This is a genomic window from Vreelandella stevensii S18214, from assembly GCF_000275725.1.
GTDB classification, from domain to species: Bacteria; Pseudomonadota; Gammaproteobacteria; order Pseudomonadales; family Halomonadaceae; genus Vreelandella; species Vreelandella stevensii.
Map to the genome: position 1 here is coordinate 13,216 of NZ_AJTS01000015.1, position 18,281 is coordinate 31,496.

Consider the following 18,281-nt stretch of genomic DNA (forward strand, 5'->3'; position numbering starts at 1 on the left):
CTCAGGACTTCTTGTAAGCCGCCACCGATTTTTCGATGGCCTTGCGAGCGGCTTCAACCCCTTCCCATGACTCTACCTTGACCCATTTGCCTTTCTCCAGGTCCTTGTAGTTCTCGAAGAAGTGGGCAATCTGCTGGCGCAGCAGTTCTGGCAGGTCGGTGACTTCCTTGACGTCATCATAGAGGGCAGACAGCTTGGCATGAGGTACGCATACCAGCTTGGCGTCTTCGCCTGCTTCGTCAGTCATGTTCAGGATGCCTACCGGGCGGGCGCGAATGACACTGCCGGGAGCGACCGGGTAGGGGGTCACCACGAGTGCGTCGAGGGGGTCGCCGTCATCTGCCAGGGTGTGAGGGATGAAGCCGTAGTTGGCCGGGTAAAACATGGGGGTGGCCATGAAACGGTCAACCAACAGCGCACCCATATCCTTGTCGATTTCGTATTTGATCGGCGCGTGGTTGGCAGGAATTTCGATCGCCACATAGATATCGTTGGGCAGATCCTTTCCAGCGGGGATGTTATCGAAGTTCATCTTGAGTTCCTTGGCTTGGCTTATCTATTGCGATTGAGGCAGATGTCAAACAATTGATGCATTGCATTAATAGGGCAGAATTATACGAACATGACTGCCAGATTACCAATGCGACATAGGTGTTTGACGTTGATGAAGACAGGGGGCGGAGTGCTCTTTGATGGCCGACGCGACGTTTGGTGGGCATCGTTTCGGCGTCGCAGCGTGTATCATGTCGCCGTGTGATCGTGGCAAGGACCTTTATGTCCAGGAGGATGAGTTGGCGCACGCCCAGTTGCTAATCAGTTATGGTCAGGCTTTCGTTGCCCCGCAGCGCCGCCAGCATCGCAGCTCCATGTCGGTGCGCCTGCCGGATGCGCCCGTATTGAAATCGAAAGGTGGCTGTGCCGTCATCAGCGACTCGCTGTCGCGCAATACCATGGCCAAGCAGGCAGGTGATCTAAGCGTGCGTGGCTTTTTGTCCGACTATTACTCCACCCCCGAGCACTGGGATACCAAGACGTCCGCCACCCGTGTCTTGAGGGCGCTCAACAGCTGGTGTTATAGCCAGAGTCAGCACGTCAAGGAAGGCGGTTTTGTGTCCTCCATGTCTGCCCTGGTATTGCTTGGCCGCGAAGGGCACCTGTTTCATATGGGGGACACGCTGGTCTTTCGTCTGCGTGGGGCCGAGTTCGAACAGTTGACTCGTGACCATGTAACCGACGTGGGGGGGTACCGCTATCCTTCTCGGGCATTGGGCATGGATGGCAGCCTGGACATCGATTACACCCATCTGCCGCTCAAGCAGGGAGATTTTTTCGTCTTCACCACCCAGGCCGTGCGCGGCACGCTCATGCCGTCTGACTATGTGCGCTTGATTCGTGAAGATGCCAGCGATCTCGATGCGGCCTGTGAGCGCCTGGCCAGCGAGGCCAAGCAGCGCGCCCAGGAGCGAGGTTATGGGGGTGAGCAGTTCTGCTTCCAGATACTGCGGGTCGATGAGCTGCCGGAAGAGCCCAGCGATACCCCCAGTATGCTGTATGGAGACCTGCCCATTCCTCCGGAACTGGCGGTAGGCGAGCGGCTGGATGGCCTCGAAATACAGGCGGTGCTGTCGCGAAACGCCCAGTCCAGGGTCTACCGCGTGCGCGACGTGCACAGCGACCGTATCATGGTCATGAAAGCGCCAAGCCCGGAGCTTTCGCTGCGCAACGCCTACCTGGAGCACTTCCTGCTGCAGCAGTGGGTAGTCGAGCGAGTCAACTCCCCCTTTGTGGTCAAGGTCATGGAGCTGTCGCGTCCACGCCGCTATCTCTACTATCTCATGCAGAACGTGGAGGGCGAGACGTTGCGTGAGTGGGCGCAGCGCCACCCTCAAGCCAGCTTGAACCAGCGTCTGGACATTGCCAACCAGCTGGGCAAGGCGGTACAGGCACTGCACCACCGAGATATCATTCATCAGCAAATCAACCCGGATAATGTACTGATCGACCAGCACGGTAAAGTCGTGCTGGCCGACTTTAGCGCCTGCCACATGCGCGAGGTGGATGGCCATCGCCAATCCGGCGACCTGCTGCGGCAGGTAGGTCTTTGCGAGCATACGGCGCCTGAGTATGCGCTGGGCGACACCATTGGCCGCCGCAGCGACCAGTATTCGCTGGCTTCGACCGTTTACTGGTTACTGACCGGTGAGCTGCCGTACCTGTTGACGCCTAACCGCCTGCGCAGCCATACCGATCTTGAAGAGCTGGCCTATCGCAGCGCGCGTACCACCAACCCTGAGATTACCCCGGAGTTGGATGAGGCGCTGCGCCGAGCGTTGGACTCCCAGCGTGCGCTGCGCTTTCGCCGGATGTCAGAGTTCCTCTACGCGCTGCGTGTGCCCTTGGGTCGCTTGCCAGTACGTGAAGAGCCGCGCCCAGAAGCTCGGCGGTTCTGGCAGGGGGTGGCGGGCATACTTCTGCTGCTGTTAGTGCTCTCCTGGCTGTTACGCTAGGTCAGAACGCAGAAGGGATGGCCTGGGCCATCCCTTCTATCGCGACTGCGGGTCGTTCAGGCCGAATTACAGCGTGAACGTGGGCAGTTTCTGCGCCACTTTCGCCAGCTTCAGCTTGGCGACCTTGGGCAGGCCGTTTTCGAAGGGCGGGAAGTCTTCACCTTGAATCAGCGGGGAGAGGTAGTCGCGGCACTGCTGAGTGATGTCGAAGCCACTGTCGCTGATGAAGTCGCGTGGCATGAACTTTTCCTGGTTAGCGATTTGTGCCAAGGGAGCAGAGATCACGTCCCATTGGTACGGGGTCTGAGAGATACGACGAATCGCGGGCATCATGGAGTTCTTGCCTGCCAGCGCCAGCGTCACGGCTTCGCGGCCCACGGCATAGGCCTGCTCCACATCGGTTTTGGAGGCCAAGTGGCGCGCCGCCCGCTGCAGATAGTCAGCCACGGCCCAGTGGTACTTGTAACCCAGGTCCTGCTTGATCATGCCCGCCAGAGTGGGGGCTACGCCGCCTAGTTGGCGGTGGCCAAAGGCGTCGGTGTTGCCCGCGTCTGCGAGGAAGGTGCCGTCTTCGTAGCGTGCCCCTTCAGATACCACGATGACGCAGTAGCCGTACTTCTTGACGCTCTCATCGACCCTGGCCATGACCGCTTTACGGTTGAAGGCTACCTCGGGGAAGATGATCAGGTGAGGCGGTTCACCTTCGCCTTCCCCGGCCAGGCCACCCGCCGCCGCAATCCAGCCTGCATGACGCCCCATGACCTCGAGCACGAACACCTTGGTAGACGTGGCACACATCGAGGCGATGTCCAGAGACGCTTCGCGAGTAGAAGTGGCAATGTACTTGGCCACACTACCAAATCCGGGGCTGTTGTCGGTGATGGGCAGATCGTTGTCGACGGTTTTCGGGACGTGAATGGCGGTCAGCGGATAGCCCATTTTTTCCGATAGCTGGGATACCTTGAGACACGTGTCGGCGCTATCACCTCCGCCGTTGTAGAAGAAGTAGCGAATATCGTGGGCTTTGAAGACCTCGATCAAGCGCTCGTACTGGGTGCGGTGGGTGTCGATATCCTTGAGCTTGTAGCGACACGAGCCAAAAGCACCGCCCGGGGTATGGCGCAGCGCGGCAATGGCGTCGTCGCTCTCCTGGCTGACGTCGATCAGATCTTCGGTCAGGGCGCCGATGATGCCGTTATGGCCGGCATACACCTTGCCGATTTGGTTGGGAGCTTGCCGACACGCTTCGATCACGCCACAGGCGCTGGCATTGATGACGGCGGTGACGCCACCGGACTGGGCATAAAAGGCATTGTGCAGGGCCATGGAACGTTTCGTCTCCTGAGCGAGTGTCGTGTTGCTAGCTAAATGAGTTTTCGGGTTTATCAGTAAATGCTGCGGAGTTTAGCCTAAAGCCGTTGCCACTGCATTACACGCAGGGCAAGGTCAGGGAACTACTCCTCGCCTGCGTCCATGGCTTGCTCTTTCAACGCCAGCCGCCAGCCGCCCAGATCCTTGTAGCGATTGACCATGGCACAGAACAGTTCGGCGGTGCGCTCGGTATCATAACGGGCGGAGTGGGCGGATTTGTTGTCGAATTCGATACCCGCCGCACGACAGGCGCGTGCCAGCACGGTCTGGCCGTAAACGAAGCCCGCCAGGGTCGCTGTATCGAAACTCGAGAACGGATGAAACGGGTTGCGCTTGACGCCACACCGATTGGCGGCTGCGTTCAGAAACCCTTGATCGAACGCCGCGTTGTGGCCTACCAGAATGGCGCGAGAGCAGCCATGCGCCTTGATGGACTTGCGAATGGGGCGAAAGATTTCCCCCAACGCCTCGGACTCGCTCAAGGCGACCTGGCGGCGCAGCGGGTCATCCAGGTTGATGCCCGTGAAATCGAGAGCCGACTGCTCCACATTGGCCCCTTCGAAGGGGTGAATATGGTAAGCATAGGTGGCGTCGGGCAGTAGATTGCCTTCCGGGTCCATGGTGAGCGTCACAGCGGCAATTTCCAGTACGGCATCCGTCTGGGCATTGAATCCCCCCGTTTCCAGGTCAATGACCACCGGCAGGTAACTGCGAAAACGCTGGGCCATCAGATCGCGGGCAATTGCCTCGCTCATGCAGCTCTCCTTAGTAAAGCGAGTAATCGAACACAGTGGCGGTTATGGGGAGTCGCCACGAATGTGCTGATTCTAGCAGCTTTGGGCCCAAGGCGTCGTTGACGGTATTCGCTGGGCAACGAGAGCGCTATACTGGGTGCCAGGAGTGATGGGTAGCGCCCGAGCGTGCTACCGATTCTGGTGAACTGCGTTTATATTCAAGAGGAGCAAAGAATGTCCGATGTCAAAAAGGTTGTGCTGGCATATTCAGGCGGCCTGGACACATCCGTTATCGTCAAGTGGTTGCAAGAGACCTACAACTGCGAGGTAGTGACCTTCACTGCCGACATCGGTCAAGGTGAGGAAGTCGAGCCCGCGCGTGCCAAGGCCCAAGCGCTGGGTGTCAAGGAAATCTATATCGAAGACCTGCGTGAAGAGTTCGTGCGTGATTACGTCTTCCCCATGTTCCGTGCCAACACCATTTATGAAGGCGAATACCTGCTGGGTACTTCCATCGCTCGCCCGCTGATTGCCAAGCGGTTGATTGAAATCGCCAACGAAACCGGCGCCGACGCCATTTCCCACGGTGCGACCGGCAAAGGCAACGACCAGGTGCGTTTCGAGCTGGGCGGCTATGCGCTCAAGCCGGGCGTCAAGGTCATCGCGCCCTGGCGCGAGTGGGACCTCACTTCCCGCGAGAAGCTGATGGCCTACTGCGAAGAGCACAATATCCCGGTGGATTTCTCCAACAAGAAGAAGAAATCCCCGTACTCCATGGATGCCAACCTGCTGCACATCTCCTACGAAGGCGGCATTCTGGAAGACCCATGGGCCGAAGCCGAAGAAGACATGTGGCGCTGGAGCGTTTCACCGGAAGCCGCCCCTGAGCAGCCCACCTACGTCGAACTGACCTTTGAGCAAGGCGATATCGTGGCCATCGATGGCGAGCCGTTGAAGCCCCATGAAATCCTCGAAAAGCTCAACAAGCTGGGCGGCGACAACGGTATCGGTCGTCTGGATATCGTCGAAAACCGCTATGTGGGCATGAAGTCTCGCGGCTGCTACGAAACTCCCGGAGGCACGATCATGCTGCGTGCCCACCGCGCGATCGAGTCGCTGACGCTGGACCGTGAAGAAGCACACCTGAAAGATCAGCTGATGCCCAAGTACGCCGAAGTGATCTACAACGGCTACTGGTGGAGCCCCGAGCGTCGCATGCTGCAGGCGGCCATTGACGAAACGCAGAAAAACGTTTCAGGCGTCGTGCGCATGAAACTCTACAAGGGCAATGCCACGGTGGTGGGCCGCAAATCTGAGCAGTCGCTGTTCGACGAGTCCATTGCCACCTTCGAAGACGATGCCGGTGCCTACAATCAGAAAGATGCCGAAGGCTTCATCAAGCTGAACGCACTGCGCCTGCGCATTGCGGCCGGTAAAGGTCGCCAGCAAAGCTAGTCTCTTCCCTTGTGACCAGCCCCGATGGGTTGGTCACTCTTTCCTGGAGTGGTCATGTTTAAAAAACTACTTGCGGGCCTGTTTGGGTCAAGCGATGAGCGTGGAGGCGCTTCGGGCACCAAGGCGGCAGAGCCTGTCGCCTACAAAGAGTACCTGATCATTTCCCAGCCGGATGACCAGAGTGGCCAGTACCGTGTCAGCGGTGTGATTCGTAAAGCCATTGCGGGTGATAGCGTTCAAGAGCACCGTTTCGAGCGTTCTGACATGCTGCCAGGGCGTGATGCCTGCGATGCGCTGATGGTCAGCAAGGCGCAGCGCTTCATCGATGAGGTGGGGGACGCGATGTTCGAACCGGACCCCCGTCGTGAAAGCGGTACCCCTAACTAAGCTGTGAATCCATCAGGGTGCGCGCTTCTGCGGCGGCCTGCAGCATCAAGTCTGCAGGTGCCGCTAATAAGGCGCCCTGTTCAAAGGCCTCTACATCCTCTAAAAGCTGCCCCATACGCCAACATGGCTTGCTAGCGCTTTATGGACATTCGGACTTAAAGGCAGCTCTTGCAGCATTGTGACCAGATCAATACCCAAAATGATTGGCATATGCGAGAAAAGCCCCACAATAAATGTCTCTTCTGCAATATCCTACTCTGCCTGGCGGGGTAAATGCATTTAGAAAGCCAAGAATAGCGTACAAGATGAAGAACATGCCAGTTACATTCAGATACGCTTGCCTGTCACATTTTTTCACTTATCAAGCTGTGCAGGGAGTTCAATCGACATCCGAGTGCCACCCAAGGGCGAGGCCTCTGCCCACAATTTTCCCCCGAGATGCAGAACGATGGCACGGCTGATGGGTAATCCCAGCCCACTGCCTTTGGGTCGCTGTGGGCTGGAGTGTCCGTTGCGCTGCAACTGATAGAACTTTTCGAAAACATGCTCCCTTTCTTCTTCGGGAATGCCTGGCCCATTATCGTCCACGCTCAGACGAAAATGATCTTCATAGGCTTCTACGCTTAGCATTATCTCTGGGTGGGTGTGGTGCGCGAACTTGCGCGCGTTTTCCAGCAGATTGATGATCACCTGTTCCAGCCTGTCGGGGTCGGCTTCTACCATGGCAGTCTCGGGCTGCACCACCAATTCAAAGGTCAGGGCTTCTTCTTGATGCAAGCGGGCCAGTGCGTCGCTGCTTTGTCGGGCTAATACTACCAGATCGACGGGTTGGGGTGACATGGTGAAACGTCCACTTTCCAGACGCGCCAAGTCGAGTATTTCCTCGATTAGCCGGGAAAGTCGTTCGCTTTCCTGCACCATGATGGCCAGGAACTGATGGCGCTTGTCATCGCTGATGTCCGGCGTATCGCGCAATATTTCGGCAAACGAGCGAATCGACGTCAGGGGGGTTCGTAACTCATGGCTGACCATGGCCACGAACTCATCTTTCATCCGGTCCAGCTCGCGCAGCCGCTCATTGGCACTGCGCAGTTCCTTGCCCACCCGGGCCAGCTCCTGGGATTTCTGCTCAAGGCGACGGTTGTACTCCAGCGTCTGTGACGTGGTATCCAGAATGCTCATCACCGAGGCAACGTCCAGCGCTTCACCGCGCAGCACCGAATTGATCAACACGCTGGCGGAGGCACTGCCCAGCGAGCCTGCCAGCGCCTGCTCGGCCCGCGTGATCAGACCGCTGGAAGCAGGCTGTGTTTTGTTCAGCGGCCCATGTTGGGTAAACACGCGCTCGGTGGCCGTACTGCCCAGGTAGCGGATGAGCAGGGCGTGTAGGGCGCCTTCGGTGGTTTCGCCTCGCCATAGAGAGGTCGTGTGCAGGCCCGGGTGCATGGCGCCGGTGAAGAGCGCTGCCTGAGTCTGTTCCAGCGGCGTGGGCCGGGTAAACAGCGACACACCCACCAGCAGTCCCACATTGCACAGCATGCTCCAGAACAGTGAGTGGGTATAAATGTCCCAGCCGGTCAGGCCCAGCAGGGCATAGGGCGACAGCCACGCTAGCCCCCAAGGGCCCTGGGTGATCAGCGCGCTATCCAGCCATCCCGATTGAGCAAAGCCCGGCAGCAGCAGGGTGTAGAACCAGACGATAAAGCCTGCTACCAGAGCCGCGGCCGCCCCTTGGCGGGTGGCGCCGCGCCAGTAAAGGCCGATCAGCAGCGCAGGGGCAAATTGAGCGACGCCCGCAAACGAGACCAGTCCGATGGTGACCAGGCTGTAAGTGTCGCCAATCAGCGCGTGGTAGAGATACCCCATCAGCAGAATCACGACGATGGCGATTCGGCGTATCCCCAGCAGCCAATCGGCCAGCTTGCCGTGGCTGCCGATATAGAGCCCTTTGACCTTGAGCAACAGCGGCATGACCAGTTGGTTGCTCACCATGGTGGAGAGCGCGATGGTTTCCACGATCACCATCCCCGTGGCCGCGGACAGCCCACCGATGAACACCAACAAGGGCAGGCCCTCGAGACCTGCGGAGAGAGGCAGCGTCAGCACGAAGCTGTCCGGGTCTCCGGCATCCAGCAGCAGCCCCGCCAGGGCAATGGGAATCACGAACAGGTTGATCAGCAGCATGTAGAGCGGAAACAGCCAGCTGGCGCGAATCAGGTGCTGCTCATCGACGTTCTCGACGACCAGTACCTGGAACTGACGTGGCAGGGTCAAAAAAGCCAGAAACGCGAGCAGCAGCATGCCCACCCAGCCGGTGGCCCCGCCGGGTACACTCTCCAGCCGCATGGCGTTGGCCAGCTCCGGCATGGCCGCGGCCTGTGCGAACAGGGCGGCAGGCCCCTCGAACAGCACGAAGGTGACGAAGATGCCTACCGCTAGAAACGCCACCAGCTTGACCAGCGATTCGACCGCAATGGCCGCGACCATGCCCTCATGGCGCTCGCTGGCATCCAGATGCCGAGTGCCGAACAGAATGATGAACACGGCCAGTACCATGGCGATCCAGAACGAGCGATCACTCCAGAACCGCTCGGTGGCCAGGGTCGCGTCGGCACTCAACGGGTAATTCATCAGCACTGCATGGCTGACCGTGATCGCCTTGAGCTGCAGCGCGATATAAGGCGTGATGGTAATCAAGGCCATAAGGGCCACCAGAGCACCCAGCAGAGAACTCTTGCCATAACGAGCACTGATGAAGTCGGCAATCGAGGTGATCCGCTGCTGAGCCGCAATGCGCACCATCTTGCGCAGCGTGAAAGGCGCCAGCAGCATGGCCAGCGTTGGCCCCAGATAGATGAGCAAGAAGCTAGGGCCAAACTGCGCGGCCCGGCCCACGCTGCCGTAAAAGGTCCAGGCGGTACAGTAGACCGCAATGGAGAGCGCATACACCGTGGGCGAGCCAATCAGCGAGCGCCCCTGTTCGGCGCGGCGGTCTCCCCAAGCGGCCACCATGAACAGCAGTGCCAAGTAGCTGAAGGCAGCGCCAATCACCACCAGGTCGGTACGCATGGTCATCGCCGCTTGGGCGCTTCCACCAGCCAGGCGGTCATGCCGATCAGCGCGCCCCAGACCACGAACAGGTAGAGCGGCAGCCAACCCAATGGGGAGGGCAAACGGTCCATAATCAGCAGGGCAGGCGGACAAAACAGCAGCAGCGCCAATATGATCAAGGCGATCAATCTTTCCTGACGTCGGGAGAGTGGGCGGGTGTTTTTCATGAAGCGCTGGCATCCTCACGGTCGAAGGCATTGGCCTGCAGGGCTAGCAGCTCCTCGAGGGTATCGATACCTCTGGCTTCCAGCCGGGGCAGCAGCGCCAACCATAGCTCCGCCGTGACGCGGGCATCGCCCAGCGCCGTATGCCGCGTGCCGGGGGGAAAGTGCAGATCGTAGCGCTTGGCAAGGGTATCCAGGTCGTGCCCATCCAGCGCTTCGTCCAGTGCTCTGGAGATCAACAGCGTATCGAGCACCGGCATGTCAAAGCGCACGCCGTGGCCGCTGATGGCCAGCATGTCGAAGGCGGCGTTGTGGGCCAGCAAGACGGCATTGTCCACATAGGCGCTGAACCAGGTCAGCACGCTGTCCAGCGTGGCAGCCCCCGCCACATCGGCATCGGTAATGCCGTGGATGACCGTGCTGGCTGCCGGAATGGGACGTTGGGGGTCGACGTAATGGTTGAAAGCGTCACTGGCCAACAGTCGGCCATTGACGATACGGCACGCCCCCAGGCTGATCACCGTATCGCCTCGACGCAGCTCCAGGCCGGTGGTTTCCGTGTCGAAGGAGACGATATCCAGGTTGCGCAAGCGTCGGTTGGCCAGCGCATCATCCGGGGCAGGCAGCTGGGCAATGCCGAAGTCATGAAACTCGGGCCGTGGCGGGGCGGGTTCACGGGGGGCGTCGGTACGCTCTATGGTGGGTAGCGGCATGCGCAAACGCGCGTGGCGCTTGTCGCTGTCGGCAACGCTCCAGATATCGGCGGCGTGCTGGCGAAGGATGTCGGCCACCGATGGCCCTAGCGGCAGCGCCGTCAGTCGCTCTTCACGCCAGCGTACCAGCTCGCTCTCGGGCACGGGAGGGCCTTGCCAGATCAGGTCGACGTAAACGCGTTTCTGATGATGGCTCAGCTCACCCTCGAAGCCGCCGCTGGGCAAGTGACTATGTAAATAGCGTACCAATGAGTTGAACAGCTCGATCAGAGCGGGAGCATCGCCCTTGAACCAGGCAGGCATGCCAATAGGGGTGATCAGCCGATGGGCAGGGTCCAGGCGTTCATCCAGGGATTGCCAGAAATCATTGGACCACATGGGCCGCAAGCGCTCGCCGTGGTACTGCATGTCTTCGAGGAGCGTGGCCATTCTGGCGACCTGCTGGTTCAGGCCATGGCTCTCTTCATGAATGACCTGCTCCAGGCGTTCTCTTAATGCAGGGTCTTGGGGCAGAGTGCCCAGCTGTCGAATCACATCCGCTGCGCTGCCCAGACTGGCAGAGTGCTGGCGTAGCGATGGCAATAGACTGCCAAGGTCGGCACGCACGCCCATCTCATTGTTCCATGCCGTGGTGGCATCGCTGCACGTGACCAGGGTTTCTTTCTCGCTGCCGGGCACGCGACGAATCACCACTTTTAGCCAGCGCTGCTCGCAGGGGGCCAGCAGTTCGCGGGGAGAGCCATCGTCCGGCAGCTGGGTCAGGGCATGCTCCAGGCCAACGGTGGGCAGCAGCGTGTCGAGACGTTTACCAAGCCCCAGCCCCGTGTGACCGGCAAAGAAGTCCTCGGCGGCCTGGTTGAACAGCATGACCCGGCGGTGGCGGTCGCAGAGCAGCAGCGGTGTTTCCAACACCTGCAGCAGGGTTTCCAGCTCCTGGCGTATGCGGGTGGCGCTACGCGCACCCTCTGCATGAGCGGTGGCCAACCGCCCCCGGTCGGCGCGCCAGCTCTGGCTGAGGCGCCGCAAATCCGGGCCGAGGCCCTTTAGCCAGCCTTCGGGTGTTTTTTCGTCCTGGGCATCCGGGTTGGCCACCCAGCGAGCCAGCTGGGCCTGAAGGTGGCGCAGCGGTGTAAACAGCATGCGTTCGAGCAGCAGCCCGACCAGAAAAATCGTCATGCCACCAGAGAAGCTGCCCAGCCACAGCGCGGCGCGCCCAGCCCCCGAGAGGTTCAACTGGGCATCGAGCCAAGCGGCAAAAATAGCCCCGCCGAGCAGGCTGATCCCGCTCAACAGCAGCCATACGCCCATGAGTCGCTGGCGTTTGGGTAACCCTTTGCCGGTCATGATGTTCGCTCACCCAGCAGGGATTTGACCTTTTCCACCAGTTGTTGAGTGGAAAAGGGCTTGGTCACGTAGTCGTCCGCTCCCAGCGCCAGGCCTTTCTCGCGCTCTACCTCGCGGCCGTGGGCGGTCAGCATGATGACCGGCAGCCGCGGGGTCGACGCTTGCTGTTCACGCTGGCGCAGCTGCTCGAGCACTTCGAAGCCGCTGATCCCGGGCAGGCTGATATCCAATAACAGCAGGTCGGGGGAGGCATCTTCCAGACGTAAAAGCGCGCTTTCTCCATCCTCGGCAGTCACGACTTCGAGTCCGGCATGGGCCATCAAGAACTCCAGTGACAGGACAATATTGGGTTCATCGTCGACCACTAAGACTTTGGCCATGGTGGGCTCCTGATAGCGCAGCGTTATTATTGAGTATGAATGAAGTTTAGGTAGTCAGGTCGAGCCCGCCAAGACGACCTTCGATGAGTATTACCATGACGTCTACAACTTTCGCCGTGGTTTAAAGCCATAAAAGGGCTTTTTCATGGACTTGCCAGACGACTCATACCACTATGAAAACGCTCGGAGTGAGCAAGCGAGTAAGCCCAACAATAAAGCATCATCATTAAAGGAGCTGCGCTTATGAGTGCTATTTTCTTGCTGGTGGTGGGTCTTGGGGCAATGGCGATGGGGTACTTTATTTACTCCAGGTTCATTGCTCAAAAGATCTATCAACTGGACCCTGACTTTAAAACCCCTGCCCACGAATTTGAAGACGGCGTCGACTATGTGCCCACCAATCGGTTCGTGCTGTGGGGGCACCACTTTACCTCGGTGGCGGGCGCTGCACCCATCGTCGGACCGGCCATCGCGGTGATCTGGGGCTGGGCACCGGCCTTCATGTGGGTGGTGTTCGGCACGATCTTCTTTGCCGGGATTCATGATTTCGGCGCCATCTGGGCCAGCGTGCGCAACAAGGCAAAATCCGTGGGGGCGCTCACAGGAGATGTCGTTGGCAAGCGTGCCCGCAGCATCTTCATGATCGTCATCTTCCTGGTGCTGCTCATGGTCAACGCGGTGTTCGCGGTGGTCATTGCCGGGCTCATGATGAACTTCTCCAGCGCGGTCGTGCCGGTATGGGGAGCCATCCTCGTGGCACTGATCATCGGCCAGTTGATCTACCGTCGGATCATGAGCTTGCCCGTCGTCTCGGTGCTGGGGGTCATTGCGCTCTATGCCCTGATCTTCATTGGCCCTTCGGTGCCGATCCAGATGCCCTCGGAAGTGGCGGGTATGTCCGGTAACGCGGTGTGGATCCTGATCCTGTTTGCCTACGCCGCCATCGCCTCCTTACTGCCCGTCTGGATGCTGCTGCAACCCCGTGACTATATCAATGGCCTGCAGCTGTTCATCGGTCTGCTGGTGCTGTATGGCGCCCTGGTGTTGCTGAACCCCACCCTGGTAGCACCGGCGTTCAACAGTGATGTGCCTGCGGGAACGCCATCGCTCATTCCCTTGCTGTTCGTGACCATTGCCTGTGGGGCAATCTCTGGCTTCCATGGATTGGTGTCTTCGGGGACCACTTCCAAACAGCTCAACAAGGAGACCGACGCGCGGTTCGTGGGCTATTTCGGCGCGGTAGGCGAAGGCATGTTGGCCCTGGCGGCGATCCTCGCGGCTACCGCGGGCTTTGCAACGCTGGGTGACTGGCAGGCCATGTACAGTGCCTTTGGCCAGGGGGGCGTCAACGCCTTCGTGGAAGGCGGAGCCTACATCATCCATAACGGCCTGGGGCTGCCTGAAGTGACGGCGGCGACGCTGCTGACGGTCATGGCGGCGCTGTTTGCCGGGACTACCATGGATACCGGGCTGCGGTTGCAGCGCTATATTTTCCAGGAGTGGGGCGATATCTATCAGCAGCCGTGGATGAAGAAACCCGCCATTGCCACCGGCCTGGCCGTGGGTAGCTGCCTGTTGCTGGCGTTTGGCGCCGGTGGGGCCGACGGCTCGGGTGGGCTGATCATCTGGCCGCTGTTTGGGACCACCAACCAGTTGCTGGCAGGCCTGACATTGCTGGTGATCACTGTGATGCTGGTGCGCCTGAAACGGCCCATGTGGTACACCCTGGCACCGCTGTGTTTCCTGCTAGTGATGACGATCCTGGCGCTGTTGCTGCAGCTGCGCACCTTCTGGAATCAGGGCAACATGTTCCTGCTGGTACTGGACATCGTCGTTCTGATTGCGGCCATCATGGTGGCCATGGAGTGTGCGGCCGCGCTGAAGCGCTCGCGTTCCGAAGTCGCCGAGCAGCAGCCTTAGCCGCTGCACAACCCTGGAGAAACCCCATGAGCGATGATCTGCATTCCGGGTCGTCGCGTCGAGAAACGCTCAGGGCCTGGCTCGACCAGGCCCGCTTCTTTACCGAAGAGGTGTACAGCGCCCGCTACCGGGGCGCCATCGCCAGAGCACGACGTGATGAAGACGACCTGTTCATGCTGCTGGTGTTTGCCGAAATGATGGGCCTGCAGAATCCTGCTGCTTATTACACGCTTGAGCTGCAGCCATTGCTGCTCGAACGCTTCCATGACTGGCATCGACGCATGGGCATGGAGCACTCCCCACTGGATCACTTCCGCTGCTGTTGAGGCATTTGCCCAGCAGTAGCCCGCACATCAGGACAGACCATGCACGCTGTATTGAATCGACGCCTGCTATGGGTAGGTGGCAAAGGGGGCGTTGGCAAGACCACCGTGGCGGCCTCGTTGGCCGTGCTGGCCGCCAGCCGAGGCAAACGGGTGCTGGTGGTCTCCACTGACCCTGCCCATAGCCTGGGCGATGTGTTCGACAGGCAGTTGGGCGATACGCCTCGCCGTCTGTTGCCCAACCTGGATGCCATGGAGATCGACCCCGACCGTGAAGTGGAAGCACACCTTGCCCGCGTCGTGGCCCAGATGCGGCGTTATGCAGCGCCAGAAATGATGCAGGAGCTGGAGCGGCAGATGCGCCTGACACGTCAGTCTCCCGGCACTCAGGAGGCCGCCTTGCTGGAGCGGTTGGCTCGTCTGATGGTGGACGATGAGGCCCCCTATGACGTGATCATTTTCGATACGGCGCCCACGGGGCATACCCTAAGGCTATTGACTCTGCCCGAGGCCATGGCCGCGTGGACCGACGGGCTGCTGGCCCATAACCGCAAATCCGCCGAGTTGGGCAAGGTGTTGGAGCATCTGACCCCCAAGCGAGGCAGGGACGTGGCGACGCCCTTTGACGACCCCACCCAGGACCCGCTGGAAGACCTGGATGAACGCACCCGCGACGTGGCCAGCACGCTGATCGAGCGCCGCCGCCTGTTTCACCAGGCACGCCGGCGTATCGAGGATGAAAACGCGTGCAGCTTCTTGTTCGTCATGACCCCCGAGCGGCTACCGATCCTGGAAACCGATCGTGCGGTGAAAGCACTGGAGGAGGTGCATATCCCGGTGGCGGGGGTGCTCATCAATCGGGTGATTCCCGCAGACGCCGACGGCGAGTTCCTGGCAGCCAGGCGGCAGCAGGAGGCCACTTATCTGGCGCGCATCGAACAACACTTTCGCCACCTGCCGCGCCCCGTGCTACCTTGGCTGCCGACAGATGTACAAGGTATTGAGGTGCTGGAGCAGTTGGCTACCCAGCTTGAACAGCAAGGATTTTGATGCGGGTATTACTGCTTTCCGCCTACGAGGCGGTCAGCCATCGTTACTGGGCAAACAGTTTGATGGCTGAGCTGACGGATGTGGAATGGACATTGCTGAGCTTGCCACCGCGCCATTTTGCCTGGCGCATACGCGGTAATCCGCTGAGCTGGTGGTTGAAGGAACACGCTACCCTCAGCCAGCGCTTCGATGTGGTGCTGGCCACCTCCATGGTGGACATGGCTACGCTGGTCGGGCTGTTTCCGCACCTGGGCCAGGCCCGCAAGATCGTCTATTTCCACGAGAACCAGTTTGCCTACCCGGAGTCCAGCGAGCAGGTGCCCCAGGTCGAAGCCAAAATGGTCAATCTCTATGCGGCCCTGGCGGCGGATACCCTGGTATTCAACACCGCCTATAACCGCGACTCCTTTTTTACGGGCGTCAGGCAATTTCTGAAAAAAATGCCCGAGAATCTGCCGGCCGCCGCACCGCTGGAGCGGCTGAGGCGTTCGGCAAACGTGCTGCCGGTGCCCTTGCAGCCGCTGGCGCAGGGGCCCGACATTGCACCGCCACCTCGCCGCATCGTCTGGAACCACCGCTGGGAGTACGACAAGAACCCCGAGGACTTCTTTGCGGTGTTGTTCAGGCTGAGTGAGGAGGGTGTGCCTTTCGAGCTTGCTGTCATGGGCCAACGGTTTCGCGACGAGCCCGCCATCTTTGCCGAGGCGCAGGTGCGGCTGGCGCAGCATCTCGTCTGCTGGGGGCCTCAGCCAGAGGAGCAGTACCAGGCGCTGTTGAACGGCGGCGGCATCGTCGTGTCGACCACCTGGCATGAGTTTCAGGGGCTGGCCATCATGGAGGCCGCCCAGCGTGGCGCGTGGCCACTGGTGCCGGACAGACTCTGCTTTCCGGAACTCTATCCTGATGCCTACCGGTACGATGGGACACGGGAGGGGCTCTATCAGCGCCTTGCCGCGTGGCTACAAGGTACAGTGGCCGCCCCTGAGCGGCTGGATACGTCGCCCTGGGAGTGGCCCCAGTGGCGCGAGGCGTATCGTCAGTTGTTGGACTGAAGCAGGTCCAGGCGCCTGGTAGGCCAGTGCACCACGGCCGTGTGAGGTCGCATCTTGCTGGCCAGCTCAGGATGACGCTGGCCGATCACCTGTGCGGCAAAGCGCGACAGGAACCGGGATTTCAGCTCTGCCCGCGCGCGATCGACGCCGCTGTGTTGATAAGGGGTCGAGGCCAGCAGCATGAAGCCATCGTCTGGAATGCGGCCATGGAGCATGTTGGCGGCGATGATATCCGCCGCCGTGCCAATGGGTTCTGCCAGGTCGGGTCCGTAGGGGCCGATGATCAGTGCGGTATTGGGCAGGTGAAGAAAATCGAAACCTCGGCCAATGCAAATGACCCACTCGCGGTGTTCGATATCCAGCGCCCGGGCGGTGCCATACAGGCTAGTGACATGGGCCAGGTTACCTTCCAGCAGCGGTAGCAGGTCACGGCGTATGTCGTCAGGCATATCCGGGCAGACGGCGGCGAGACGGACGGCCAAGGCCTCTGCCGGTTGGCCTACCCAGTCGCGAATGTCCAGGACCGCTCCTGCCTTGCCATGAATCACCAGCGCGTCGCTATCCGTTTCAAAGCCACACACCAGCGGGTACACCTGCTGGTGGTCCTTGCCAAACAGACTGCCCGCCTGCTCGGCAATGCCGTATGCGTGAGCCCGGGCGGCCGCCGTATCACAGCCGAAGCCTGCGCAGCCCCGCTGTGGCTGCCCGGCGGAGTAGTGATAAGTAATGCACATCAAGGTGCCGCGCCCCTGCTGCGCTGCCGCCAGCACCGAATCGGTGAGCAGCTCGCCCAGATAAGGCCAGCCCAGGTCGAAAATACCCCCCAGGTTGCGAAACGGCGTGATGATGCCCAGCGGGGTGCGGGTGGCATGGGGAAGGTGGATACGGCCATCCATGCACTTCATCACCAGCAGGGAGGTAGGGTGCTGCGCCAGATAGCGCTGCCGTGCCAGCCATGCGTCAGGACTGCAGAAGTGCTCTGCGTGCTGGCGGGAGAGAGCCAGCAGCGCATCGATTCGCTCGTGGATAGGGCGCTGGTGAAGCCGTAGGGCAGAGCGGCTGCTGGTACTTGAAATGGCACTGTGGTCTGTGCTGGGCATAGGCAGCTCCCTGGGGCGGCCCAAACGTTCAGGCCAGCTCGGTTTTGTCTTTATAGTCGCAGAGATCCTCGATAATACAGCTACCGCAGCGTGGCTTGCGAGCGATACAGGTATAGCGGCCATGCAGGATCAGCCAGTGATGGGCGTCCTGCTTGAAAGCCTTGGGCACATGGCGCAACAGCTTCTGCTCCACTTCGACCACGTCCTTGCCCTTGGCGATGCCCGTCCGGTTGGAGACTCGGAAGATATGCGTGTCCACGGCGATGGTGGGCTGCCCAAAGGCGGTATTGAGAATGACGTTGGCGGTCTTGCGCCCGACACCCGGCAAGGCTTCCAGCGCCTGGCGGGTTTGCGGCACGTTGCTGCCATGCTGGTTCACCAGAATATGGCAGGTCTTCATCAGGTTTTCAGCCTTGGTGTTGAACAGGCCGATGGTCTTGATGTACTCCTTGAGACCCTCGATGCCCAGTGCGATGATCGCTTCGGGGGTGTTGGCCACCGGAAACAGTCGGTCGGTGGCTTTGTTGACGCCCACGTCGGTGGCCTGTGCCGAGAGCAGCACCGCAGCCAGCAGCTCGAAGGGGGTGCTCCAGTTCAGCTCGGTGGTGGGGTGCGGATTTTCCGCCTGCAGGCGGGCAAAAATCTCCTGTCGTTTCTGGGCATTCATGAA

At 60.2% G+C, this 18,281-nt stretch carries 16 protein-coding genes; 7 read left to right on the forward strand and 9 right to left on the reverse strand.

Translation table 11 applies throughout. The features are described 5' to 3' along the window. Position 1: 1 nt before the first annotated feature. On the reverse strand, positions 2-532 hold the full coding sequence (gene ppa / locus HSS18214_RS0102445) for an inorganic diphosphatase (protein ID WP_016913721.1): 531 nt from the start codon (positions 530-532) through the stop codon (positions 2-4). Between the two features lie 259 nt (positions 533-791). Between ppa and HSS18214_RS0102450 the strand changes: the two genes are divergently transcribed. After that, positions 792-2,507, forward strand: a complete 1,716-nt coding sequence (locus tag HSS18214_RS0102450) for a bifunctional protein-serine/threonine kinase/phosphatase (RefSeq protein WP_026001674.1) — start codon at positions 792-794, stop codon at positions 2,505-2,507. Positions 2,508-2,573: 66 nt separating this feature from the next. Here HSS18214_RS0102450 and HSS18214_RS0102455 read toward each other — a convergent pair whose 3' ends face one another. Both HSS18214_RS0102455 and rnt read right to left on the reverse strand, forming a co-directional pair. Beyond that, the gene (locus HSS18214_RS0102455; protein ID WP_016913723.1) at positions 2,574-3,833 is read right to left on the reverse strand and encodes a 6-phosphofructokinase; all 1,260 of its coding nucleotides are present in this window, start codon (positions 3,831-3,833) and stop codon (positions 2,574-2,576) included. Positions 3,834-3,961: 128 nt separating this feature from the next. Then, positions 3,962-4,633, reverse strand: a complete 672-nt coding sequence (rnt, locus tag HSS18214_RS0102460) for a ribonuclease T (RefSeq protein WP_016913724.1) — start codon at positions 4,631-4,633, stop codon at positions 3,962-3,964. A gap of 213 nt (positions 4,634-4,846) precedes the next feature. Here rnt and HSS18214_RS0102465 point away from each other — a divergent pair, with 213 nt between their 5' ends. Both HSS18214_RS0102465 and HSS18214_RS0102470 read left to right on the forward strand, forming a co-directional pair. Beyond that, positions 4,847-6,067: an argininosuccinate synthase gene (locus HSS18214_RS0102465; RefSeq protein ID WP_016913725.1), complete on the forward strand. Its 1,221-nt coding sequence runs from the start codon at positions 4,847-4,849 to the stop codon at positions 6,065-6,067. A 54-nt stretch (positions 6,068-6,121) separates the two neighbouring features. Next, positions 6,122-6,454, forward strand: coding sequence for an HlyU family transcriptional regulator (locus HSS18214_RS0102470; RefSeq protein ID WP_016913726.1), 333 nt, complete (start codon positions 6,122-6,124; stop codon positions 6,452-6,454). Between the two features lie 354 nt (positions 6,455-6,808). On the opposite strand, the gene HSS18214_RS0102480 is transcribed toward HSS18214_RS0102470, so the two are convergent. From HSS18214_RS0102480 to HSS18214_RS0102495, 4 genes are read right to left on the reverse strand one after another with little or no spacing between them, the layout of a single operon-like run. Further along, on the reverse strand, positions 6,809-9,523 hold the full coding sequence (locus HSS18214_RS0102480; protein WP_040460758.1) for a sensor histidine kinase: 2,715 nt from the start codon (positions 9,521-9,523) through the stop codon (positions 6,809-6,811). A gap of 2 nt (positions 9,524-9,525) precedes the next feature. Next, positions 9,526-9,732 carry a hypothetical protein gene (locus HSS18214_RS0102485; RefSeq protein WP_026001675.1) on the reverse strand — a complete coding sequence of 69 codons (207 nt, stop codon included), beginning with the start codon at positions 9,730-9,732 and terminating at the stop codon, positions 9,526-9,528. Further along, positions 9,729-11,786, reverse strand: coding sequence for a 3'-5' exonuclease (locus tag HSS18214_RS0102490; RefSeq protein ID WP_016913730.1), 2,058 nt, complete (start codon positions 11,784-11,786; stop codon positions 9,729-9,731). Before HSS18214_RS0102490 ends, HSS18214_RS0102485 begins: the two co-directional genes overlap by 4 nt. Next, on the reverse strand, positions 11,783-12,166 hold the full coding sequence (locus HSS18214_RS0102495; protein WP_016913731.1) for a response regulator transcription factor: 384 nt from the start codon (positions 12,164-12,166) through the stop codon (positions 11,783-11,785). Before HSS18214_RS0102495 ends, HSS18214_RS0102490 begins: the two co-directional genes overlap by 4 nt. 243 nt (positions 12,167-12,409) lie before the next feature. On the opposite strand from HSS18214_RS0102495, the gene HSS18214_RS0102500 reads away from it, so the two are divergent. Genes HSS18214_RS0102500 through HSS18214_RS0102515 form a run of 4 tightly spaced genes read left to right on the forward strand, consistent with a single transcriptional unit; the run spans position 12,410 to position 16,511 of the window. Then, the gene (locus HSS18214_RS0102500) at positions 12,410-14,086 is read left to right on the forward strand and encodes a carbon starvation CstA family protein (RefSeq protein WP_016913732.1); all 1,677 of its coding nucleotides are present in this window, start codon (positions 12,410-12,412) and stop codon (positions 14,084-14,086) included. 26 nt (positions 14,087-14,112) lie between these two features. After that, positions 14,113-14,412 (forward strand): cory-CC-star protein, encoded by a 300-nt coding sequence (locus tag HSS18214_RS0102505; RefSeq protein WP_016913733.1) that lies wholly within the window; start codon positions 14,113-14,115, stop codon positions 14,410-14,412. Between the two features lie 39 nt (positions 14,413-14,451). After that, positions 14,452-15,459, forward strand: a complete 1,008-nt coding sequence (locus HSS18214_RS0102510; protein ID WP_016913734.1) for an ArsA family ATPase — start codon at positions 14,452-14,454, stop codon at positions 15,457-15,459. Further along, entirely contained in the window at positions 15,459-16,511 is a 1,053-nt protein-coding gene (locus HSS18214_RS0102515; protein WP_016913735.1) for a tRNA-queuosine alpha-mannosyltransferase domain-containing protein, read from the forward strand. Before HSS18214_RS0102510 ends, HSS18214_RS0102515 begins: the two co-directional genes overlap by 1 nt. Here the strand turns inward: HSS18214_RS0102515 and HSS18214_RS0102520 are convergent. Beyond that, the gene (locus HSS18214_RS0102520) at positions 16,496-17,611 is read right to left on the reverse strand and encodes a carboxysome shell carbonic anhydrase (RefSeq protein ID WP_016913736.1); all 1,116 of its coding nucleotides are present in this window, start codon (positions 17,609-17,611) and stop codon (positions 16,496-16,498) included. The two genes, HSS18214_RS0102515 and HSS18214_RS0102520, sit on opposite strands and share 16 nt — an antisense overlap. 28 nt (positions 17,612-17,639) lie before the next feature. Beyond that, complete coding sequence (gene nth, locus HSS18214_RS0102525) at positions 17,640-18,278, reverse strand: endonuclease III (protein WP_016913737.1); 639 nt, start codon at positions 18,276-18,278, stop codon at positions 17,640-17,642. Between the last annotated feature and the right edge of the window lie 3 nt (positions 18,279-18,281).